This window comes from Sediminibacillus sp. JSM 1682029, from assembly GCF_041366435.1.
Taxonomy (GTDB): Bacteria; Bacillota; Bacilli; order Bacillales; family Amphibacillaceae; genus Sediminibacillus; species Sediminibacillus terrae.
Window position 1 is genome coordinate 135,200 of record NZ_JBEWYY010000005.1, and the last position, 22,437, is coordinate 157,636.

Genomic DNA, 22,437 nt, shown 5'->3' on the forward strand with positions numbered 1-22,437 from the left:
CTTAGCCAGCAAAGGATGCGGAACTTCATCTTGTTCCCTGCGGGAGAGGGAATCTGTTTCAAAAGCCTTCGGCTATCTTCGCTGCAAAGTTGTTCGCTATCCCCTGTCACAGACAGTCTATTCGTGTTTTTTACCTTTTTCAAGGCTTGAACAGATTTACTGAAATTGCTCCAACACAGAAAAGAAGTCCTGAACAAACTGGTAAAAAACTTTTTCCGAAGGAGCGAGATTTCTTGTTGCTGGTTTGATGATTCCGACAGTACGACGCAAATGTGGTGTATCAATCGTTATTTTTTTCGTGAATCTTGGGGTGGATTCGGAAAAAACACTTTCCGGAAGGAGGGTGACCCCGATTCCGGCCGATACCAGCCCTTTAATTGCGTCCAAATCCTCGCCTTCTGAAGAAATTCTTGGCGTGAAGCCCGCCTGACGGCAACCGTCCATCGCTATTTTCCTCAAAATGAACCCTTCAGGGAATAGTACAAATTCTTCGTTCCTCATATCTCTTAAATGCAAGCTCTGCCTCTCGGCCAAACGATGGGAAGCAGGCACAAGGGCCGAAATGTCTTCAGAAAAAAGAATTCGTCCATCTATTTCCGGATCGTTCGTTAACACAGGCCCCAAAAAGGCTAAATCCAATTCGCGTTTCTTCACAGCATCAACCAGATAATTATAAGAGCCTTGTCTCAGCTGGAATGCGATATTGGGGTACTTCTTCTTGAATTCCGAAATCACGGCTGGCAACAAGTGGCTGGCCAAGCTGGTCGGAAATCCGATTTTGATCGTCCCCCTCTCTGGGTCAAGGTGTTCATCGATTTGTTTTTTTGCATGATCGATTGCTTTCATTGCTGTCTTGGCGTGTGTCAAAAAAACCTTGCCGATTTGAGTCAATTTTACATTTCGTCCTTCACGTTCGAACAAAGATACTCCCAGTTCCGACTCCAGATTGGCGATTTGGCGGCTGATGGCTGACTGGGCAACATGCAGGTGTACAGCAGCTTCTGATACGTGTTCTCTTTCTGCGACTTCCATAAAATAACGTAATTGTCGTAGTTCCACAGGCTCACCTTTTTTCATTAATCTCGAAATGAGATAGTTTTAATCTATATTATATATTGTTTGGATGAATAAGAAAACCTACAATAGAAATAAGACACCTTAATTGGAATAGAGTAAACGGGGGCGTATATTATGACTTTTAATCAGATGCCTGAAGCACAAGGCTTATACAATCCTGCATTTGAACGTGATGCATGTGGAATCGGATTATATGCTCATATCAAGGGATTAGCGACACATGAAATTGTAAAAAAAGGATTGCAAATGCTTTGCCAGCTTGACCATCGCGGCGGTCAGGGGAGCGACCCGATGACTGGTGACGGTGCTGGGTTGATGGTTCAAGTGCCGGATGCTTACTTCCGTAAGGTATGTACGGATATCCAGCTGCCAGAGACTGGGAAATATGGCGTAGGCATGGTCTTTTTTTCTAAAAATGTACATGAACAGGAGCAAGTGGAAGGTTATGTGAACCACATTATCGAACAAGAAGGGCAGAAGCTGCTCGGCTGGCGTGATGTACCTGTAAATGTCAGAAATATCGGAATAAAAGCACAAGAAACTTGTCCGGTGATCAGACAGGTATTCATTGGAGCCGCAGATGACTTAGTAGATAATCTGGCGTTCGAACGAAAACTTTACGTCATCCGGAAACAAGCGGAAAACTGGGCCCGAGAACAGGAGTATCGATTCTACTTTGCCAGTTTATCCAGCAGGACGATTGTCTACAAAGGTTTGTTAACACCTGAACAAGTGGATGAGTTTTATTTAGATTTACAAGATGATTCGTTTGTGTCTGCCTTTTCATTAGTCCATTCACGTTTTAGTACAAATACATTTCCGACTTGGGAAAGAGCACACCCCAATAGATATTTGATCCACAATGGAGAAATCAACACAATGCGCGGAAACGCGAATTGGATGAAAGCCCGCGAGAAACAATTCGCTTCTGAAGCATTCGGCGAAGATTTACAGAAAGTCATGCCGATTCTCAATGCCGAAGGAAGCGATTCCGCTGTTTTGGACAATGCTCTGGAATTTTTCACCCTGGCAGGTAGAAAACCGGCCCATGCAGCGATGATGCTCATTCCCGAACCCTGGAAAAACAATCCGCATATTTCGGATGAAAAACGGGCGTTTTATGAATACCACAGCACCTTGATGGAACAATGGGATGGTCCGACTTCGATCACCTTTACAGATGGTAAGCAGATCGGAGCAATCCTTGATCGAAATGGTCTGCGACCTGCCCGCTACTATGTGACGAAGGATGATTACATCATTTATTCTTCGGAGGTAGGGGTCATCGATGTCGAGGAAGAAAATGTATTATACAAAGACCGGCTGAGCCCGGGTAAAATGCTGTTATTGGACTTGGAAGAAGGGAGGATCATCTCTGATGAAGAAATCAAGTCAGAGATGGCTCAAGAGAAACCTTATCAGGAATGGTTGGATAATCAACTTGTAAAAGTATCCAATCAAGTCGAACAAACAACGACTGATCCGGAAGCCGATTTATTCATCCGTCAGCAAGCGTTCGGCTATACGTATGAGGATGTCTATAAATACCTCGTGCCAGTTGTGAAAGAAGGAAAGGATCCGATTGGATCGATGGGTAGTGATATGCCATTGGCTGTACTGTCCGACAGACCGCAGTCTTTGTTCAATTATTTCAAGCAATTGTTTGCCCAAGTAACCAATCCTCCAATCGATGCCTATCGGGAACAAATCGTGACATCGACCATGACATTCCTGGGTCCGGAAGGGAATATTTTGCATCCTGACCAAAGCAGTTGCCGTCGGATTCAATTGGAAACACCGGTGCTGTCCAATTATCAGCTGCAGGAATTCTCGGAAAATAAATATGAAGGTTTCAGAAGCAGAGTGATTCCTTCCCTCTTCGAAGATAATTTGGAGGAAGGATTGCAAAATCTTTTCCAAAAAGCAGACAAGGCAATAGCAGAAGGGATCAACCTGATTATTTTGTCAGATAGAGAAATGTCAGTACGAAATACAGCGATACCGGCACTACTTGCTGTTAGTGCCTTGCACCAATATCTGGTGAGACAAGGCAACAGGACAAAAGTGAGTATATTGATAGAGACCGGGGAAACTCGCGAGGTCCATCACTTTGCAGCATTGATCGGTTATGGCGCCGATGCGATCAACCCGTACCTTGTTTACGAAACATTCAAGCAGGTGATTGCTGAAGGGAATCTGGAGTTAAGCTACCAGGAAACAGTGGAAAAGTACATCGCAGGTGTAACGGAAGGCGTAGTCAAAGTGATGTCAAAAATGGGAATTTCCACTGTGCAAAGTTATCGTGGAGCGCAGATTTTCGAGGCTGTCGGGATTAGTAAACAAGTTATCGATGAGCATTTCACCGGAACAGCTTCCCAAATCGATGGTGTTGGACTGGGTACGATTGGTTCAGAAGCAAAAATGCGGCATGATGATGCCTTTGCTGAAACCATTGACGAAACATTGGATTCCGGAAGTGATTTTCAGTGGAGAAAAGGCGGCGAACATCACGCATTTAATCCCAAAACCATCCATACGCTGCAGTGGGCGTGCAGGCGAGGGGATTATAATTTGTTCAAGGAGTACTCCAGAGCCGCCGATGGAGAGAGACTGAACTTTTTAAGGAATTTGTTCACCTTTAAATCGGACAATAGGGCGATCCCTATCGAGGAAGTCGAATCTGTCGAGGCGATTGTCAAAAGGTTTAAGACAGGTGCCATGTCTTTTGGTTCTTTAAGTCAAGAAGCACACGAGTCACTGGCTATTGCGATGAACCGTTTAGGCGGAAAAAGCAACAGCGGGGAGGGCGGAGAAGACCCCCGGCGATTCACCCCGGATGAAAACGGAGATCTTCGCAAGAGTGCAATCAAGCAAATTGCTTCAGGTCGTTTTGGCGTAAAAAGCCATTATTTGGTGAATGCAGAAGAACTGCAAATCAAAATGGCCCAAGGGGCAAAACCGGGAGAAGGCGGCCAGCTTCCGGGAAACAAGGTTTATCCTTGGGTTGCAGATGTCCGTGGGTCTACACCAGGAGTTGGGTTGATTTCACCTCCACCACATCACGACATCTATTCAATTGAGGATTTGGCCCAACTCATCCACGATTTAAAAAATGCCAATCGGCAAGCAAGGATCAGTGTCAAATTAGTCGCCAAAGCCGGGGTGGGCACCATTGCCGCAGGTGTGGCCAAGGGTGCTGCAGATGTCATATCCGTCGTTGGATATGACGGCGGAACGGGCGCCTCTCCTAAAACAAGCATAAAACACACCGGGCTGCCTTGGGAGCTTGGACTGGCAGAGGCCCATCAAACCTTGATGCTCAATGGACTTAGAGATCGTGTAGTATTGGAAACCGATGGCAAGTTGATGACAGGAAGGGATGTCGTCATGGCTTCCCTGCTAGGTGCTGAAGAGTTTGGTTTCGCTACGGCTCCTCTTGTCGTATTGGGGTGCGTTATGATGCGTGCTTGCCATCTGGACACTTGTCCTGTAGGTGTTGCTACTCAAAACCCCGAACTTCGGAAAAAATTCATGGGCGATCCTGACCATATTGTGAACTATATGCGATTTGTCGCAGAGGAAGTACGCGAAATTATGGCGGAATTAGGTTTTCGTTCTATCGATGAAATGGTCGGAAGGACCGAAGTTTTAGAAATAAGTGAACGTGCGAATCAGCATTGGAAGGCAAGAGATCTTGATTTGTCGCGACTCATCCACCCGGTTGAAGGGGTAAGGACTGCCCAGACTGCTCAGAATCATAAATTGGAACAATCATTGGACATGACTAAAATCTTGCCAACTGTCCAACCAGCAATAGAGCGTCAGGAAAGGGTGGATGTCTCCTTCCCGATCCGCAACATCAACCGTGTTGCAGGTACAATTACCGGAAGCGAGATTTCGAAACGGTACGGAGAAAAAGGCTTGCCAGAGGACACGATTACATTGAGATTTACCGGCTCGGCCGGTCAAAGCTTCGGAGCTTTTATACCGAAAGGGATGTCCATGCTATTGACTGGCGATGCTAATGACTATGTCGGAAAAGGGTTGTCTGGTGGCAAGATCGTTGTTACAGCCCCGAAAGAATCGACAGTCTTTGCCGACAGCAATGTCATTGCCGGCAATGTGGCTTTTTATGGAGCAACGTCCGGGGAAGCCTATATCAACGGTCTCGCAGGCGAACGATTTGCAGTGCGCAACAGCGGTGCAAAAGTGGTAGTCGAAGGAATCGGAGACCACGGATGCGAATACATGACAGGCGGACGTGTCGTCGTTCTCGGGGAAGTCGGAAAGAACTTCGGAGCAGGTATGTCAGGTGGTATCGCCTATGTTTATACAGAAGACAAAGAGCGATTCGAGTACTTGACGAATAAAGAAATGATCGAATTCGACCACCTTTCTCGTTACGAAGAAATCGCAGAAGTGAAAGAGATGGTGGAAAACCATCACCATTATACTTCCAGCAGCAAAGCGGCTGCCATTCTGGCTGACTGGGATCATGCAGTCGATAAGTTTGTCAAAGTCATACCGAAAGATTACAAACAAACGTTGGAACATATCGAAGGGTTGAAAGCTTCCGGATTATCGGAAGAAGCTGCAAAAATGGAAGCATTCAATGCCAAAAAAGGCAAAAAGGTCATACCTGCACAGAAGAACAAAAAGCAAGTGGCCGTACACTAAGAAAGGAGATTAGAATATGGGAAAAGCAACTGGTTTTATCGAAATTAAGCGGGAAGAAGCAGCTGAACGTGATCCGAAAATACGCTTAAACGATTGGAAAGAATATTCTGCTCCTTTCTCGGATGAAGTAATGAGCAGACAAGGAGCGCGCTGTATGGATTGCGGAACTCCTTTCTGCCATATCGGCACTGAAATCAACGGGGCTACCTCTGGTTGTCCTGTCTACAATTTGATACCTGAATGGAATGATTTGGTTTACCGCGGAAAATGGAAAGAGGCTCTGGAACGACTGGAAAAAACTAATAATTTCCCGGAGTTCACTGGACGGGTGTGCCCTGCTCCTTGTGAAGGCTCCTGTACCGTGGCTATCTCTGATCCAGCTGTCACGATTAAAAACATCGAAAAGGCAATCATCGACAAAGGATTTGAAAATGGTTGGATCACTCCCCGCATTCCAGAGAAGCGGACTGGTAAAAAGATCGCAATAGTAGGTTCAGGACCGGCTGGAATGGCGAGCGCCGATCAACTAAACCAGGCAGGCCATACTGTTACGGTGTATGAAAAGGCTGATAGAGCAGGCGGGCTCCTGACGTATGGCATTCCTAACATGAAGCTCGAGAAAGAGGTAGTAGAACGAAGGATTGAATTGTTAAGGCAAGAAGGAATAGACTTTGTTACCAATACCGAAATTGGCAAGGATATCACGGCTGATGAACTGAATGCCCAATATGATGCAGTCATCGTCTGTACAGGTGCTCAGAAGCAGCGTGACTTGCCATTACAAGGAAGAGAAGCTGAAGGGGTACACTTTGCGATGGACTATTTGACGGCTTCCACAAAGAGGCTGCTCGGTACAGAATTGGAAGATGGAGAATGGATTGATGCAGAAGGAAAAGATGTCATTGTGATTGGTGGAGGTGATACAGGAGCTGATTGTATCGCCACCGCATTAAGGCAAAATTGCAATAGTATTGTGCAATTTGGCAAGCATCCGCAACTTCCTTTGGCTAGGACAGAAGATAATGCGTGGCCGGAATTTCCAAAGGTTTTCAGCGTGGATTACGCCCACAAAGAAGCAGAAGCGAAATTCGGTGAAGATCCTCGACAATATTCCATTCAAACGAAGAAATTCGTCAAGGACGAGAATGGCAATTTGAAGGAATTGCATACGATTCAAATGAAGAAAGTGACCGATGAGACCGGCATGTTTGTCTACGAAGAAATTCCTGGAACAGAAAAAGTATGGCCAGCTCAGCTTGTACTGATTGCAATCGGATTTGAAGGGCCGGAACAATCAGTGATACAGCAGTTTGGCATTGATACGGATAATCGGAAAGTCAAAGCTGCTTATGGTGACTTTTCAACGAATGTGGAAGGTGTTTTTGCTGCCGGAGATGCACGCAGAGGACAAAGCTTAATCGTTTGGGCAATCAATGAAGGCCGTGAAGTGGCCCGGCAGGTTGATCGCTTTTTGATGGGAGCTTCCTCGCTTCCAACTGTAGCAGCTATGTAAAATGGCACAACATTGAATCAAGGCCTTGTCTCCTGCTGTGGAGCAAGGTCTTTTCTTACATAGATGACGCTTATAAAGGATCCAGCAAGAAAGCGCTTGATTAAAAAAAGAATAGATTTCGGTTGTTTTTCCCATCCATTTCGTACTAAAATGTTTTTTACAAACTATTTTGAAAAAGGTTCTTTTTGAATAGGTTGTTAAAGTCGGCTGAAATGATCTGCGACCAGAACAAGATAGCTTTTCTCTCTTTTTTCTTTTGCAAGTGAGCGTAAAAAAATGACAATTGGTTATCACACATATAGTCGCATTTTTTCTCAAGATGGCAACAATACAAACCGAACAAAAATTGCCTTGAACAATAACTACATACAAGCGGGGAGTCTTGAACATGGAAAAAATTAAAATTACTAAATCTGAAACAAGCAAATCAAAACCAACGACTGATCAGTTGGAGTTTGGAAGAATTTTCACAGATCACATGTTTATCATGGATTACTCTGCAGATAAAGGGTGGCATGAGCCGAGGATCATTCCTTATCAGCCTCTTACATTGGATCCGGCATCTATCATTTTCCATTATGGCCAGACGGTATTCGAAGGGTTGAAGGCCTATTTGACTCCTGAAGGTAAGGTGAAACTGTTTCGCCCGGGGAAAAATATGCAGCGTTTGAACCGTTCGAACGATCGAATGTGCATGCCCGCCATTGATGAAACGTTAGCCTTGGAGGCGATCACTACGTTAGTCTCGTTGGATAAAGAGTGGGTGCCTTCGGCTGAAGGTACATCCTTGTATATCAGACCGTTTGTCATTGCTACGGAACCATATTTAGGAGTGGCTCCGTCGAAAAATTATCAATTTATCATCATACTTTCTCCTGTAGGTGCTTATTACAAGGAAGGAATCAACCCAGTAAAAATCGCCGTAGAAAATACATTCGTCCGGGCAGTGGCCGGAGGAACGGGAGAAGCAAAAACGGCAGGGAATTATGCTTCGAGTTTGAAAGCACAGGAAATGGTAGCAGATAAAGGCTTTGCTCAAGTTCTGTGGCTCGATGGAGTCGAAAAGAAATATATTGAAGAAGTCGGCAGCATGAATGTCTTCTTCAAGATTGACGGGGAATTGATCACGCCTGCTTTGAACGGCAGCATACTGGAAGGTGTCACTAGAAGTTCGGTCATCGATTTGTTGAAGCATTGGGACTATCCCGTAAGTGAACGGCGAGTTTCGATGGAAGAAGTCTTTGAGGCTGCAAAACACGGTAAACTGGAGGAGGCCTTCGGGTCAGGTACTGCCGCCGTCATTTCTCCAATAGGTGAACTATCTTGGAACGGAGAAAGCATTGAAGTAAACGGGGGAGCAACAGGCCCTGTTGCCAGAAAGCTTTATACAACATTGACCGGGATACAGACTGGAAAACAGTCAGATCCGTTTAATTGGACGATAGATATCGATTAACGCTAAAATGCCTTTATAAAGGTTGAAAGGAAATATAGACAAGGAAGAAGGACAACAATGAAATTAAGCATATTGGACCAAGCGCCTGTATTCCCCGGCCATACAGCAAATGAAGCTTTACAGGCTGCCGGTGAGCTTGCGAAGCTGGCGGAGCAATGGGGATATAGCCGTTATTGGATGGCAGAGCACCATGATATGAAAAACATTGCTTGTTCTGCCCCGGAATCGATGCTGGGATTTTTGGGGGCTGTCACGAACAATATACGGGTTGGCTGCGGGGCTGTTCTGCTTCCTCACTACCAGCCATACAAGGTAGCGGAAAACTACAATCTGCTTGCCTCTTTATTTCCGGGAAGAGTAGACATTGGCATCGGCCGTGCACCTGGTGGATCTACGGAGGCATCTATCGCTCTTTCTGGAAATTTTTTAGAAAATGTCAAAAAGATGCCAGAAAAAATTGTTGAACTGCTGCACTTTTTACGGGATGATTTTCCTGAAAATGCTTTTTATGCCGGAACGAAAGCAACCCCTGTTCCAGAAAAGCCTCCGGTACCGTGGATGCTTGGAACAAGCATAAAAAGCGCCGAATTGGCAGGCAGGAACGGTACAGGGTATGTCTTTGGTCAATTCATGAGCGATAACGATGGACAGGCAGCCGTCAGACAATATTTGAATCATTTTGAACCGGGACCCGAATTCAGCTATCCATATGCCATCGTTACCGTGAATGCCCTGTGCGCAAAAACTCAGGAAAAGGCGGAAGAGATCGCCTACTCTGTCTTGCAAAATAAAGTGATTGCAGAAAAACAGCTGGTAAACAAGAAAGCTGCTTTGGAAATCGAAGACGAGCAGAGGATAAAAAAAGAGTTGAAGAAAATCATAGCTGGAACGCCGGAAATGGTAAAAGATAAACTGAAAGAAGTTCAATCGTCTTTTCAAGCAGATGAAATCATGGTGGTCACTTATGCTAGTAACTATCAACAGCGTTTAGATTCCTACCGGCTCTTGTATGAAAGTATATTGAAAATTGACGGATAACGATTGAAACAGAAGATACTCGGACAAAAGCATTGTGGCCGAAACAAAAACCGAACGAGTTTGAGGCCACTGAAGAACTGACAGTCTATGTAAAGTATAAGTATAAAAAACGGTCTGTGTAGAATTTAACTTCCATAGACCGTTTTTGTCTAATTCAAGAGGTTTGTTTGCACCGTCTATTCCTTCATTAGTTTAACTATTTGCTTCACATTAGCTGTGAAAATGACTTCGACAAGACGTTCCGAATAATCCAGCTCAGCTTCAAGCGTAACTTCGGTTTGTTTCTCAGAAACTTTTTCTTCATGGATTCATCGATAGAATAAATCATTTTACGGACGTTCTTGGAACGGTTACGCTTGAGGGGATGTTTGATTGTATCGAGCCTTGGTATGCGTCGTATCAAGGATGAGAGACTTCGATTGTATCACGCCTTTCTCAAGAGCAACCTCTTTTATGTATTCCTTTCATTGTACAAGAAAAAAGAGTGATTTTCTTTTAGAAATCAAAGAAAATCACTTCTTTTTCGTTTACCCTCTGTTGATTCCGCGATGAGCGTTCGGTGGTGGCGCCGTGCCCGCGGCAAGCATCCACCGATAAGCGATTCATGAGAATCAACAAAAAACTTTAAAATCTCTTCTAGATTAGAAAGGATTTTTTCAGTGGCTTGTTCGGATTTTGGTTAAAAATGCCAATGATTCTACCCTTCTCTAACGAATTGTGCAAGGCTCCACTCGTGTGAGACGAAACATGCATCAAACAACTGACAAAAGAAGTTCATCTAAGAAACATACACATAAAAACCGTGCGAATTCGATTAGCGATTAGAGTTCGTTCGGTTTTTGCTTTGGTGGCAGGCTATTGTCACCACCTCATCCTTTTTGTTTGCTTTCCATTATAACACGGACAAGTTAAAGTCTATCTTTCCACAAGGGCTTCAAATGTTAAAGACATAGTTGAAAATCCAAATTTTCTGTTCCTGTCATGGCAGTTTTTCAAACAAATCAGGAAGGTTTTTTTCTTTCTATATGTTTAACAAGTTTAATCAGTGGTAACTAGTATTTAAGGTTACTTTTACTAGAGTGACCGCCAACTACATATTTTGGAAGGAGGAACAAGATGGCGGAAAATAACAGCAATACAAAGATGTCACGCCGGAAATTCATTAAAAACTCCGGCTATGTAGCAGGAGGTGCTATCGGGGGCGGTTTGCTGGGGACATTGGTCACGACCAGCGTCACCAACAACGGAAGCCAGACAGCGTCCAATACAACGGATGGAGGTTCGAATAAAACGAACTTCAATAAAGCCTTGATGTACTTTGCCAGACAAAAAGATTTCAACATACTTAGTGCAGCAACGGAAAGGATCTTCCCGGAAGATGATAATGGACCAGGCGCCATTGAATTGGGAGTTCCTTACTTCATTGACCACCAATTGGCTGGTGCATATGGACATAACGATAAAGAGTACATGCAAGGGCCATTTTATGAAGGCAGCAATTTTCAGGGTTATCAAACCAGACTGAAACGCCATGAAGTTTTTGATGTAGGAATAAAAGCAATTGAACAGCAGAGTCAAAAAGACTTTGACGCATCCTTTGTCGATTTGGAAGGGAAACAACAGGACGAAATCCTACAAAAATTCCAGGATGGAGATGTGGATTTAAAAGGGGTCACCCCAACCACATTTTTCGAGTTGCTTCGCTCGGCAACCATTGAAGGAGCCTATTCTGATCCGTTATATGGCGGAAATGGAAACATGGCGGCCTGGGAAATGAAACAATTCCCGGGAAGTCAAATGAGCTACCTCGATGAAATCAAGAAGGAGGAGTTCATCGAGAAAGAGCCTAAAGCATTAAGAGCGCATATTTCATCATAATGAGCATAGGGGGATGAACAATGGCAAAAAAATTGGACAAAGTTGAAGTAGTAACTGTCGGAGTAGGCTGGACAGGCGGCATTATCGCAGCCGAACTGGCAAAGGAGGGTGTGAAAGTAGTCGGTCTTGAGCGCGGGAAAGAACGATCCACGGAAGACTTCCAAATGGTGCATGATGAATACAGATATGCCATTCGGTATGATTTGATGCAGGATTTGTCCAAAGAGACACTTACATTCCGAAACAACAGAGATGAACGAGCATTGCCGATGCGGCAGTTGGGTTCCTTCCTGTTGGGAGAAGGTTTGGGAGGAGCCGGCGTACACTGGAATGGGCAAACATGGCGCTTCTTGCCGTATGATTTGCAAATTAAGTCGATGACTGAAGAAAAATACGGGAATAAACTGGGTGATGATTATACCTTGCAAGATTGGGGCATTACCTATGAAGAATTGGAACCGTATTTCTATAAATTTGAACAAACGGCAGGAATCGGCGGGGAAGAGAACCCGATGGGCGCTCCCAGAAGCAACCCTTATCCGAATCCGCCAATGGTAGATACGCCGATTACGAAAAAGTTTAAAGAAGCTGCAAAAAACTTGGATTTACATCCTTTTCAACTGCCTTCCGCCAATATGACAGAGAACTATGAAAACCCTGACGGACAGAAAATGTATAAATGTCAATATTGCGGTTTCTGCGAACGGTTCGGATGTGAATATGGTGCCAAAGCCTCGCCTAACGTAACGGTTATTCCTACTGCCCAAGCTACAGGGAATTTTGAATTGAGAACCGACGCAAATGTCACAGAAATCCTGCATGACGGAAATCGCGCCACAGGAGTTAAATATGTCGATGTTCAAACAGGAGAAGAATTTGAACAACCAGCAGATATCGTTGTTTTGACCAGTTATGTAATGAACAATACTCGATTGTTATTACAGTCCGAGCTCGGTCAGCCTTATGATCCGGAGACAGGGAATGGCGTAATCGGCAAGAACTATTGCTATCAAATCCTTCCTGGGGCTACAGGCTTCTTTGAAGAAGAGAAATTCAATACGTATATGGGTGCAGGAGCACTCGGGGCTTCTGTCGATGACTACAATGGCGACAATTTTGATCATTCTGATCTTGATTTCATTCACGGAGCTTCCGTTTCTATCACACAGACCGGTAAACGGCCGATCAACAATAATACCGTACCGAGCGGGACACCGAACTGGGGACAGGAGTTCAAATCCCAATCGATTAAGTACTATCACCGTACCCTTTCTGTAGGGGGACAGGGAGCATCCATGCCGCACAGGGAAAACTATTTAAGTCTTGATCCAGATTACACGGACGCTTATGGCAACCCATTGCTTCGATTGACATACGACTATACGGAGCAAGATCGAAAACTCCATGAGTATATATCTGAAAAATGTGCCGAAATAATGAAAGAAATGGGTGCTGACAACGTAGAGCCCCGTTCTATCAGCGATCATTATAACATTGTGCCATATCAAACAACACACAATACAGGCGGAGTTATCATGGGGGATGACCCAGAAACGTCAGCAGTCAACAATTACTTGCAAATGTGGGATGCAGACAATGTTTTCGTCGTAGGGGCTTCAGCCTTTGCTCATAATGGCGGTTACAATCCGACCGGGACTGTCGGAGCGCTTGCATATCGTGCCGCTGAAGGTATCCTCAAATTCAGAGATGAAGATGGTCAGTTAGTACAAGCAAAGAAAACCAGCCAGTTAGCATAAGAGAGTAAGCTCGAATAAAGCAATCAAAAGGAGAGATGGACAATGGGTTTCACAAATATCGGAATACCCGGTTTGATTATTATTTTGGTTGTCACCTTGATCATTTTCGGACCGAAGAAATTACCGGAAATCGGTGCAGCTTTTGGACAGACTTTATCGGAATTTAAAAAGTCTGCCAGCCACCTGATGAGCGACAATGATGAATCCACTAACAGCAAAAAAACGGTTGATGCCCCCGAGGAAGAAAAGAAAGACTTACCATCTTAATGAATCAAGGGGAGAATGACCATGCAAGAGGCTCAGATTGAAGAACAAACGCTCGTCGAGCATATTTCTGATTTACGAAAAGCAATCATAAGCTCTGTCGTTTTTTTCGCTGTATGTTTTGTTGCGATCCTGCTATCCATCAATCAAGTTGTTCCGCTTTTGACCGATCAGGAAAAGCTTGTCATGCTTGGACCGCTGGATGTGGTCCGGTTTTATACTGGGATTGCCGGGAGTCTTAGTCTCGGCTTTTCCGCTCCGTTTATCGGATATCAAATTTGGAAATTTGTAAAGCCGGCCCTTACGGAAGAAGAGAGCAAAACAGCGATAACATTTATTCCCGGGATTTTTCTGAGTTTTGTTGCTGGACTTGCTTTCGGATTTTTTGTTATATTCCCTACCGTATTCGGATTTTTAATGAATTTGGGGACGCAAAATTTCGATATGATGATCACCGCAAAAGAGTATTTTTCTTTTATGCTGATGACCTCCATACCGCTCGGGTTTTTATTTGAAGTCCCGTTGGTATTGATGTTTTTGACGGCTGTAGGGCTGGTCACACCGGACAAGCTCGGAAAAGTCCGTAAATATGGTTACCTGCTGATGGCAGTGGTTTCTGCTTTGATCACTCCACCGGATGTTATATCGCAGATTATCGTATTAGGTCCGTTGATTGCCCTTTATGAACTGGGGGTAGTACTGTCCAAAGTGATGTATAAGCGCAGACTACGGACAGAAGCAGAAAAGGAAGCATCTTGATTATCGCTAAGTTAATTCATTAACTTATAAATGATTCACAAGGAGGAAGAGCTAACATGATGAAAAACAAAAAGTTTCTACTGATGGCTTCACTATTCGCATTAGCATTGCTGCTGGCAGCCTGCGGAGGCGGCGGTGGCGAGGACAGCTCCGGAGGTTCAGACTCGGGCGGCGGGTCAGAAACAGCTGAATCCGGAGATCCTTCAAATGGTAAGACCGTTTTTGAAAATAACTGTTTATCTTGCCATGGTGAACAAGGCCAAGGAGCCAGCGGACCGAACTTGCAGGAATCTGAAGTAGCACAAGACCAAGGAAAAGTCGAAGATAAGGTACGCAACGGCGGAAACGGCATGCCTTCCTTTGAAGGAGATCTTTCCGACTCTGAAATAGCCGATGTGGCAGCTTACATTACGGAAGAAGTCGCACAATAAAGTAAATTTAGAAATTAATGAAGCTTGTAGGGGGAGATCATAAATCTCCCCCTACAAGCTTTTTTGTTCAAGTGAATACGAGTGGGGTGGGATTTATGCCGAGTCTTACCTGGTAATTTTTTTTACTCATAATAAAAGCTCCAGTCCCCATAATAGATAGCAAAGTAGAAAAGGAGTGTGTCAAGCCCAGTGGCAACTAAATTACACAAAGGCCCGGCCATTTTGGCAATCAGTTCCATTCCGCTTATTATGACGCTTGGCAATTCAATGCTTATCCCGATATTGCCCAAAATGGAATCGGAACTTGGCATCAACAGTTTTCAAGCAAGTTTGACCATAACGATTTTTTCCATCGCTGCGGCTATTTCGATTCCAGTCCTTGGCTATTTATCCGACCGCTTTACAAGGAAAAGTATCATTTTACCGGCATTGACGCTTTACGGTCTTGGCGGTCTCCTCGCAGGTATGGCAAGTGCCTGGTTCGACAATGCCTATATGTGGGTGTTGATCGGGAGAGCATTACAGGGAATCGGCGCTGCCGGAACCGCACCTATCGCTATGGCTTTGACAGGCGATTTATTCAAGGGAGGAGAACAAAGCAAAGTGTTAGGCCTAGTAGAAGCATCCAACGGATTTGGCAAAGTGCTGTCTCCGATTGTCGGATCCCTACTTGCTTTGGTTGTGTGGTATGGGCCTTTCTTTGGCTTCCCTGTATTTTGTATCATATCGGTTTTATTACTGTTGTTTTTCGTGAGAGAAAAAAAGAAAAAGCAAAAGCCACCGACTCTCGGTAATTATTTGAAAGGGTTATTCACCGTGTTCAAGCATGAAGGCCGCTGGTTATTTACTGCCTATCTAGCAGGAGCAACCGGGTTATTTACATTGTTCGGCCTGCTATTTTATCTTTCCGATGTCCTGGAAAGTGAATACAACATCAACGGTGTGCTTAAAGGCTGTGTACTGGCAATTCCGTTATTGTTCCTGATGTCCACCTCCTTTACAACCGGTAGTAAAATAGGGAAAAACCATCGGGTCATGAAAATGCTGATCGTATTGGGGTTATTGCTGATGACAGCTTCCTTTGCATCACTCGTATTCTTCACCAAACTTATTCCATTTATTGCCGTGCTGGTAGTCAGCAGTATCGGTACGGGGCTCGTCCTGCCATGCCTGAACAGTTTTATCACTGGATCTGTCGGTAAAGCGAGAAGGGGGTTTGTCACATCCCTGTATGGTTCTGTTCGTTTTCTCGGCGTTGCAGCCGGCCCGCCGGTATATGGCTGGCTGATGAACTGGTCGAGGAATGGCATGTTCTTAACGACAGCTGGATTGACATTACTGGTCGCTTTGTTATGTCTGTTGCTTATTCATGTAAAAAAGAAAAAATCGGACGAGGATCAAACCGCTCATACCTTGTTCAAAAAGCTACAATTAACGGCGGAATGAAAGAAACCGAAGGAGGAGTCAGATTTGCAACTTTACTTTTCACCTGAATTTTTAAAAGAAGAGGCACAGGTTTTGAATATTGTCGATGACAGCGAAAAAGCTGTCGGTTACTTAGCGTTTTTACTGGAAAACGAGAAAATGTATGTTTATGGGCAATTGGAGCATGAAGGGGTTACGGAAGATTTCAAGGATTTGGTGAAACCATACTTACAAGGACTCAGTAAATTAAAGCCGAATTTAGAGGTGTATTCCTATTTGACGATAGGCGGCAAGAAAGTCGAATTGGATGAAGAAAAGGACAGTTAGCACAAACTGCTGACTGGGTGAATATCATATCCTATCTCGAAACGGGGGGATAGGATTCATGGCTTTTATCGGAGAGATCTTCGAACTGCATCATCTATTGTACTTGGCTGCAGGCTTATTGACCGGTATCATTGTTGGCGCACTGCCAGGCTTGACCCCGACGATGGGTGTTGCCTTGACGATTCCCTTCACTTTTACACTGGGACCGACAGAAGGGTTGATCCTGTTAGGAGGGATTTATTGCGGAAGTGTCTTCGGGGGCTCGATTCCCGCGATTCTGTTTAATGTGCCAGGTGCTCCGGCTTCTGTTGCGACTACTTTCGACGGATATCCCATGGCCCAAAAAGGACAAGGGCGAAAAGCGCTTGAATTGACTACGATCGCTTCAGTGATCGGCGGATTACTCGGAATGTTGTTGCTTGTTTTTTTCGCCCCGGTTTTTGCTGATATCTCCTTGCAATTTGGTCCAGCCCAGACTTTCTGGGTTGCTGTATTCGGAATCACTGCGATTGCTGCCATTTCAGATGGAACAGTCATCAAAAATTTGATCGGCGGCGGAATCGGAATCGGACTTGCATTTGTTGGTATCCATACGGTAACTGGATTACCAAGATTCACTTTTGGAATAGACAGTTTTGTCGGGGGCTTTCATATTGTCGCTGTATTAATTGGCTTATTTGCACTTCCACAGGCGTTTCGTCTGGTAGAAAAGCTGACCGAGCCTGACAATCGCCATCAATCGCCATTACCAATGAAACCTTCGACTATCGGACAGTCTTTCAAGGATGTATTGCTCCGCCCGAAGTCTGTTTTGATCGGGAGTGGGGTTGGGTCATTTATCGGCATGATACCTGGAGCCGGAGGAAATATAGCCAGCATCCTTGCTTACAATGAAGTGAAACGTTTTTCAAAGAAAAAAAACAATTTCGGAAAGGGAGAAAAAAAGGGCATTATCGCCTCTGAAAGCGCGAACAATGCCATGGTGGGCGGTTCATTGATCCCTTTGCTGACGTTAGGTATCCCAGGCTCGCCTACAGCCGCCATTTTTCTCGGAGGGTTGTTGATTCATGGAATTTGGCCGGGAAGGAATTTATTTGTAGACCATGCAGATGTTGCATATACTTTTCTTTTCAGCATGGTAGCAGCTCAAATTTTGTTATTGTTTCTCGGCTTGGGACTGATCAAGTACATGACAAAGTTGGCCCTGATCCCCACTTTCTTGATGGCGCCTGTTATACTGTCTTTCTCTATTATCGGCGCCTATACGACTCAGAACAACGTATTCGATGTGTATACTGCTGTCGTTATTGGCTCTGTCATGTATTTTCTGCAAAGATATGACTTTTCGGCGGCTCCGATTGCACTTGGATTTATTCTGGGGAGTATTGCTGAAGAAGGGCTGCTTACTGGTATTCAAGTAGGCATTGCAGAGGGTGGAGCCTGGCATTATTTCTTTTCAGGAGGTTGGAACCTTGCCCTGATTCTATTAATTTTCGGAACAATCGCTGCTTCAACCTTTCAGGGAATCAGCAGCCACAGGAAGAAAGAAAGCCCCTCTCGAAACACAGAATTCGGTGTGAAGCTTAAACGTCGAATTCTTTGGATCTTATGCGCTGCTTTTTGTTTGCTCGCTGCTTTTTTGGTGAACACTCTTCAGTTCGAATTACGGATCATGCCGCAATTCACCCTGATTATTCTGTCCTTGCTTTCCATGATAGAAGCAGCGAAAAAAAATATAAACGTACCGAATAACCAATATATCCTGCCGAAGAAAATGGTACCACTGCTGCTGCTTATCCTGTTTATCCTTTTTTCCGTCCAGTTGATCGGTTTTTACTTTCAGGTGTTGCTGCTTATGCTGCTCATACCCGGATATGCAATTAAAAAAAGATGGCAAACATTTTCTTATAAACAATTACTCGCCGTATCGGTGGTTTTCACGGGGATTCTTTACCTTGTCTTTTCGTTGATATTTCAGGTACCGCTTCCTGCTTTAAGCTGGCTATAGAACCGTCAATCAACAATGTCAATCGATTTCAAAAGCTCCTTGTAATCCTTGGATCGACGATCTATTTCTTCTTTTATTTGCTGCCGGTCCATCACCAGCATGTCGGCACCGGCTTTCTCCATTTCGTCCAAAAATTCCTGATCCTCCAATAGTGCAAGGAATGATTTTTCCAGTTTTTCAATAATTTCTTCGGGAGTTCCTTCCCTTGCCGCGATTCCACGGTCCGTACTCATGATGACTTGCGGAAAACCAAGTTCTTTGAAAGTGGGAACATCCGGAGCAAAAGGATGCCTTTCCTCAGAAGCGATTGCTAATGGTCTTACCTCACTTCCCAGTCGGTAAATATCGGATAAATTTCCGGCAAGTATATCCGTGTGACCGCCAAGTAAGGAAGAAATCGCTTCGGAAGAACCTTTGAACGGAATGTCCTCCACGTCGATTTCAGCAGCGTTTTCCAAAAGCAGGATAGCGAGATGCTGGCCGACAAACTTTCCGGCATTACCGATCGTCATGGTCCCTGGCGATTCTTTCGCAGCATTTATTAAATCATCGAGTGTTTTCATTTGGCTGTCATTTCGCACTGCAAACACAGTAGGATCGCCACCCCAGTTAACAATCGGTTCAAAGGTATCTATGTCGTAGGAAGTATTTCCTACCAACGGCTGGGTGATGATATGAGGTAGATTATATGCAGAGAGAATATATCCATCAGGCTTAACCGATGAAAAATAGTTCCAGCCGACTTGCCCTCCGCCCCCTGGTTTGTTTACAATCACGACTTCCTGTCCCAAATATTCCTTTGCATACTTGGCAATAATCCTCGCTTGTGTATCCGTGGCAGCCCCGGGTGAATAGGCAACAACCATCTGGACACTTTTGTCCGGGTACTTATCCACGTTGCTTTTACTACTACAGCCTGTGAGTAAAACAGGACATATACAAAAGAGTAATAACAGGCAAGTGCTTTTCATATTGTGCGCTCCTTTCTTCTTCAAGAAAGCATATGCGCGACTAAAACAGTTTAAAAATTGTCCCAACAGATAAATGCGGGCTTTTACTTCCGGATTCTTCCTTATTGCCTGAATTTTCGTGTTCAGTGAGTAAGGGGTCTTGCCGGATCATTGACCTACGTTTCCACCCTTAACACAAAGGATGACGGGAAGCCATGCAAAGTGGTTACTTCTTCTTTCTGATTGACAATAAGCCTGGCAGAAAGGAAAGCCTGGTGGTAAACAGGAGATCCACCATTTTTGTAGATACCCATTGGCAAACGATGGCTTGGATAACGATTCGCCAGTCGATGATCGATGCGGTCAATAAAAAAACAGAACCATTAAGAAACAACAGAGGTTTGCCAGGAGGAATGTTCCGATATTTTGCCGTGATCAGGGCAATGACTCCCATTCCGCCATTGGAAACACCTTGTTTTAACAGGATTCCGATTCCGAAACCCAGAATCAGCGATCCGAGCAAAAGGTCGAGCCATGTGTTCCCGGCATGCAAAAATAGGGGATTATCAAAAAATTGGACAGCCAGCGAGGTGATTGTGATGGCATACATCGTCCCGAGCGCGCTTGCATTTCCAAGCCAGTGAATTGCCGCAGCCAACAAAGAGAAATTGACAATCCATAATGCAAGGCTGAGAGGCATTTCGAACCAGTAGTTAAACAAAACAGCTATCCCGCCAGCTCCTCCCGATGGAATGAAATGGGGAAATAAAAACACGGACATCGCATAGCCTTGAACAATGGCTCCTATTGTAACCAAAGCGAGCACTGCACCTTTATGCGCCATGATTGCTATTTTCCTTCTGAGCTTGTAGGAAATTTGTTTGTTCCTTCATGAAAAAAATCCACACATTCATTGCCGTGCTCCTCGATTCTTTTTATAAGGCTTGTCAACCTCATTCTATTTTCTTGCGGCTCGTTTTATGTTTAGAAGAAGCGAAAAGAGAACAAGCCTCAAGGAGTGGATGAACCGTCACAGAAGAAAACGAAGCGGCCTGCAAAATGCAGGCCGCTTGCTTGGAGAAAATAACGAACGTTTTTTAATGGGCGACAGTTTGTTTTCGGTCACTGTTTGCGGCAAACAGTTCCTTATACATACCAGGTATTTCCTTGACTGTTTGAATGGTTTCTTGTACATCGCTTTTCGATTTTTCAATGGAGTGTTGAATGGACGATTGGTTTTCCGATAAAAGGGATGTTTGCCGCTGCATTTCATTCACTTCTTGCTGGAGGGGAGCCATTGTTTGACTCATCTTATTTAACTCAGATTGAATCCCTTTTCTGGCCTGGTTTCCCATTATCGCACCTATAACCAAGGCAATCAGGACGATAGCCAGACAGATAACCATAATTGCCAATTGAATCAACTCCTTTGTGTTTCATCTACCCGGACAGACATCTTGTAAATCTCTTTTTTCCTTGATTAAACAAATGGGGGATTAACCATACTAACTACAAAACGATTGAAGTGGAGGCATGATGATGACTATTTTCCGGCTTGGTTACGTAGCCATGAGTAAGCAGGTGACAAACAGCTCTCCATCTCAAACAATGACATTCAAAACCTTCAGCCAGCTGAACGACCGGGAAGCGGCAAAGCGGAAACTCGAGCGGATTGCCAGAAGCAACATCCATAACTGCCTGCGGTTTCTCAAACATAATAAAGCGCTTGATATTTCATTTTTCCGGTTAAGCTCCCGATTAATACCCCTTGCCACCCACGAGGATTTATCGGAGTGGCACTACTATGAGTCATTAGAGGAAGATCTTCAGCAACTCGGTGCATATGCCCTTGCAAATGATATGCGCCTTGATTTCCACCCTGATCATTTTGTGGTTCTCAATTCCCCTAAGGAAGAAATTTTGAAAGCTTCGGTCAAAACATTGAGATACCATCATCGGTTGTTATCGGCGATGAAGATTCCAGTAAAGCACCGTTGCGTTCTGCATGTCGGAGGCTTATATGGTGATAAAGAAAAAGCACTTGAAAAGTTTATTGATAACTGGAGCAGAATGAACGAAGAATTACAGCAAATGATTATGCTTGAAAATGATGATAAGACATTTACACTTAAAGATGTGCTGTATCTTTCGGAAAAACTTGGAGTTCCGACTGTATTTGATTTGCATCATCACATAGCCAATCATGAAGAATCGGACTGGTGTTTGGATTGGCCAAGGGTATTGGAAACTTGGAGAACGTCTGATCTGCCGGTCAAGATTCACCTTTCCAGTCCGAAAAATAAAAAGAACTTTCGCCACCATGCAGACTTTTTGGATGTAAATATGGTTGTCGAGTTTGCACGGAAAGTAAGTGGAACGACTGAGCAAATCGACTGTATGCTTGAAGCTAAACAAAAAGATGACGCCCTTATCCAGTTGGTTGAAGAATTAAAAGAAATTCCTCAAATAAATTGGATCAATAAGAGCACTTTTGAATTGAAGTAAACGAATATATTTTCTTCTGCTTCCGTTTTTTTTATACTGTTATAGAAAGAGATAAGAATAAGAATCAAACGTAAAAAGGAGTAGAGGAAATATGGTATCTGTAAAAATGAAGGTGCAAACCGCTTTCCATGGAGAATTATTCCGAGCCGGAAAAACCTATGAAGTCGATGAGAACACGGCAAAACGCTGGGAATCCAGCAACATTGCCGAAATAATAAGACAGGAGCAAGAAACTCCTGATAAGCAATAAAATGATTGACAATTCTGATATTTTGTTCGATAATAATACAAATATGTAAAAAGCAAGGAAAAAGACCAGTAGGTTGATCTTCCGTGGAAAGAGAAAAGAAACCACCGGCTGAAAGTTTCTTA

Annotated in this window: 18 protein-coding genes and 1 other annotated feature (1 of these 19 running past the window's edge); of the genes, 14 read left to right on the forward strand and 4 right to left on the reverse strand. The window is 44.2% G+C overall.

Features of this window, described 5'->3' with window-relative positions:
* Positions 1-156: 156 nt before the first annotated feature.
* Entirely contained in the window at positions 157-1,059 is a 903-nt protein-coding gene (gene gltC, locus ABVF09_RS10375; RefSeq protein WP_026570223.1) for a glutamate biosynthesis transcriptional regulator GltC, read from the reverse strand.
* A gap of 132 nt (positions 1,060-1,191) precedes the next feature.
* Between gltC and gltB the strand changes: the two genes are divergently transcribed.
* The 12 genes from gltB (at position 1,192) to ABVF09_RS10435 (ending at position 18,610) form a co-directional block, all read left to right on the forward strand.
* Positions 1,192-5,754 carry a glutamate synthase large subunit gene (gene gltB, locus ABVF09_RS10380; protein WP_371069163.1) on the forward strand — a complete coding sequence of 1,521 codons (4,563 nt, stop codon included), beginning with the start codon at positions 1,192-1,194 and terminating at the stop codon, positions 5,752-5,754.
* Positions 5,755-5,770: 16 nt separating this feature from the next.
* The gene (locus ABVF09_RS10385; protein ID WP_026570221.1) at positions 5,771-7,267 is read left to right on the forward strand and encodes a glutamate synthase subunit beta; all 1,497 of its coding nucleotides are present in this window, start codon (positions 5,771-5,773) and stop codon (positions 7,265-7,267) included.
* Between the two features lie 388 nt (positions 7,268-7,655).
* Complete coding sequence (locus ABVF09_RS10390; protein WP_371069164.1) at positions 7,656-8,723, forward strand: branched-chain amino acid aminotransferase; 1,068 nt, start codon at positions 7,656-7,658, stop codon at positions 8,721-8,723.
* Positions 8,724-8,780: 57 nt separating this feature from the next.
* Positions 8,781-9,761: an LLM class flavin-dependent oxidoreductase gene (locus ABVF09_RS10395; protein ID WP_371069165.1), complete on the forward strand. Its 981-nt coding sequence runs from the start codon at positions 8,781-8,783 to the stop codon at positions 9,759-9,761.
* A gap of 1,116 nt (positions 9,762-10,877) precedes the next feature.
* Positions 10,878-11,639: a gluconate 2-dehydrogenase subunit 3 family protein gene (locus ABVF09_RS10400; RefSeq protein WP_026570218.1), complete on the forward strand. Its 762-nt coding sequence runs from the start codon at positions 10,878-10,880 to the stop codon at positions 11,637-11,639.
* Positions 11,640-11,659: 20 nt separating this feature from the next.
* Positions 11,660-13,396, forward strand: coding sequence for a GMC family oxidoreductase (locus ABVF09_RS10405; RefSeq protein WP_026570217.1), 1,737 nt, complete (start codon positions 11,660-11,662; stop codon positions 13,394-13,396).
* A 42-nt stretch (positions 13,397-13,438) separates the two neighbouring features.
* Positions 13,439-13,663: a twin-arginine translocase TatA/TatE family subunit gene (gene tatA, locus ABVF09_RS10410; RefSeq protein WP_026570216.1), complete on the forward strand. Its 225-nt coding sequence runs from the start codon at positions 13,439-13,441 to the stop codon at positions 13,661-13,663.
* Positions 13,664-13,684: 21 nt separating this feature from the next.
* Positions 13,685-14,419 (forward strand): twin-arginine translocase subunit TatC, encoded by a 735-nt coding sequence (gene tatC, locus ABVF09_RS10415; protein ID WP_026570215.1) that lies wholly within the window; start codon positions 13,685-13,687, stop codon positions 14,417-14,419.
* A gap of 56 nt (positions 14,420-14,475) precedes the next feature.
* Positions 14,476-14,850 (forward strand): c-type cytochrome, encoded by a 375-nt coding sequence (locus ABVF09_RS10420; RefSeq protein WP_026570214.1) that lies wholly within the window; start codon positions 14,476-14,478, stop codon positions 14,848-14,850.
* A 249-nt stretch (positions 14,851-15,099) separates the two neighbouring features.
* Complete coding sequence (locus ABVF09_RS10425) at positions 15,100-16,296, forward strand: MFS transporter (protein WP_152525535.1); 1,197 nt, start codon at positions 15,100-15,102, stop codon at positions 16,294-16,296.
* A gap of 24 nt (positions 16,297-16,320) precedes the next feature.
* Positions 16,321-16,602: a hypothetical protein gene (locus tag ABVF09_RS10430; protein WP_026570212.1), complete on the forward strand. Its 282-nt coding sequence runs from the start codon at positions 16,321-16,323 to the stop codon at positions 16,600-16,602.
* Between the two features lie 58 nt (positions 16,603-16,660).
* Positions 16,661-18,610 (forward strand): tripartite tricarboxylate transporter permease, encoded by a 1,950-nt coding sequence (locus ABVF09_RS10435; protein WP_371069166.1) that lies wholly within the window; start codon positions 16,661-16,663, stop codon positions 18,608-18,610.
* 5 nt (positions 18,611-18,615) lie between these two features.
* On the opposite strand, the gene ABVF09_RS10440 is transcribed toward ABVF09_RS10435, so the two are convergent.
* The 3 genes from ABVF09_RS10440 to ABVF09_RS10450 all read right to left on the reverse strand — a co-directional run bounded on the left by ABVF09_RS10440 (position 18,616) and on the right by ABVF09_RS10450 (position 20,975).
* Entirely contained in the window at positions 18,616-19,506 is an 891-nt protein-coding gene (locus tag ABVF09_RS10440; RefSeq protein WP_051382028.1) for a tripartite tricarboxylate transporter substrate binding protein, read from the reverse strand.
* Between the two features lie 280 nt (positions 19,507-19,786).
* Positions 19,787-20,404 carry a YitT family protein gene (locus tag ABVF09_RS10445; protein ID WP_371069167.1) on the reverse strand — a complete coding sequence of 206 codons (618 nt, stop codon included), beginning with the start codon at positions 20,402-20,404 and terminating at the stop codon, positions 19,787-19,789.
* A gap of 253 nt (positions 20,405-20,657) precedes the next feature.
* Complete coding sequence (locus tag ABVF09_RS10450) at positions 20,658-20,975, reverse strand: hypothetical protein (protein ID WP_371069168.1); 318 nt, start codon at positions 20,973-20,975, stop codon at positions 20,658-20,660.
* A 124-nt stretch (positions 20,976-21,099) separates the two neighbouring features.
* Between ABVF09_RS10450 and uvsE the strand changes: the two genes are divergently transcribed.
* Together uvsE and ABVF09_RS10460 are read left to right on the forward strand one after the other, a co-directional pair.
* Entirely contained in the window at positions 21,100-22,065 is a 966-nt protein-coding gene (uvsE, locus tag ABVF09_RS10455; protein WP_371069169.1) for a UV DNA damage repair endonuclease UvsE, read from the forward strand.
* A gap of 91 nt (positions 22,066-22,156) precedes the next feature.
* Positions 22,157-22,315, forward strand: coding sequence for a hypothetical protein (locus tag ABVF09_RS10460; protein ID WP_371069170.1), 159 nt, complete (start codon positions 22,157-22,159; stop codon positions 22,313-22,315).
* Between the two features lie 46 nt (positions 22,316-22,361).
* Positions 22,362-22,437, forward strand: a binding site (T-box leader); it runs 136 nt beyond the window's last position.

Bases quoted from the DNA above. Each gene is read 5' to 3' on its own strand.
- gltB (WP_371069163.1), top strand. From the start codon at position 1,192: ATGACTTTTAATCAGATGCCTGAAGCACAAGGCTTATACAATCCTGCA.
- ABVF09_RS10385 (WP_026570221.1), top strand. From the start codon at position 5,771: ATGGGAAAAGCAACTGGTTTTATCGAAATTAAGCGGGAAGAAGCAGCT.
- ABVF09_RS10390 (WP_371069164.1), top strand. From the start codon at position 7,656: ATGGAAAAAATTAAAATTACTAAATCTGAAACAAGCAAATCAAAACCA.
- ABVF09_RS10395 (WP_371069165.1), top strand. From the start codon at position 8,781: ATGAAATTAAGCATATTGGACCAAGCGCCTGTATTCCCCGGCCATACA.
- ABVF09_RS10400 (WP_026570218.1), top strand. From the start codon at position 10,878: ATGGCGGAAAATAACAGCAATACAAAGATGTCACGCCGGAAATTCATT.
- ABVF09_RS10405 (WP_026570217.1), top strand. From the start codon at position 11,660: ATGGCAAAAAAATTGGACAAAGTTGAAGTAGTAACTGTCGGAGTAGGC.
- tatA (WP_026570216.1), top strand. From the start codon at position 13,439: ATGGGTTTCACAAATATCGGAATACCCGGTTTGATTATTATTTTGGTT.
- tatC (WP_026570215.1), top strand. From the start codon at position 13,685: ATGCAAGAGGCTCAGATTGAAGAACAAACGCTCGTCGAGCATATTTCT.
- ABVF09_RS10420 (WP_026570214.1), top strand. From the start codon at position 14,476: ATGATGAAAAACAAAAAGTTTCTACTGATGGCTTCACTATTCGCATTA.
- ABVF09_RS10425 (WP_152525535.1), top strand. From the start codon at position 15,100: ATGACGCTTGGCAATTCAATGCTTATCCCGATATTGCCCAAAATGGAA.
- ABVF09_RS10435 (WP_371069166.1), top strand. From the start codon at position 16,661: ATGGCTTTTATCGGAGAGATCTTCGAACTGCATCATCTATTGTACTTG.
- ABVF09_RS10445 (WP_371069167.1), bottom strand. From the start codon at position 20,404: ATGGCGCATAAAGGTGCAGTGCTCGCTTTGGTTACAATAGGAGCCATT.
- uvsE (WP_371069169.1), top strand. From the start codon at position 21,100: ATGACTATTTTCCGGCTTGGTTACGTAGCCATGAGTAAGCAGGTGACA.
- ABVF09_RS10460 (WP_371069170.1), top strand. From the start codon at position 22,157: ATGGTATCTGTAAAAATGAAGGTGCAAACCGCTTTCCATGGAGAATTA.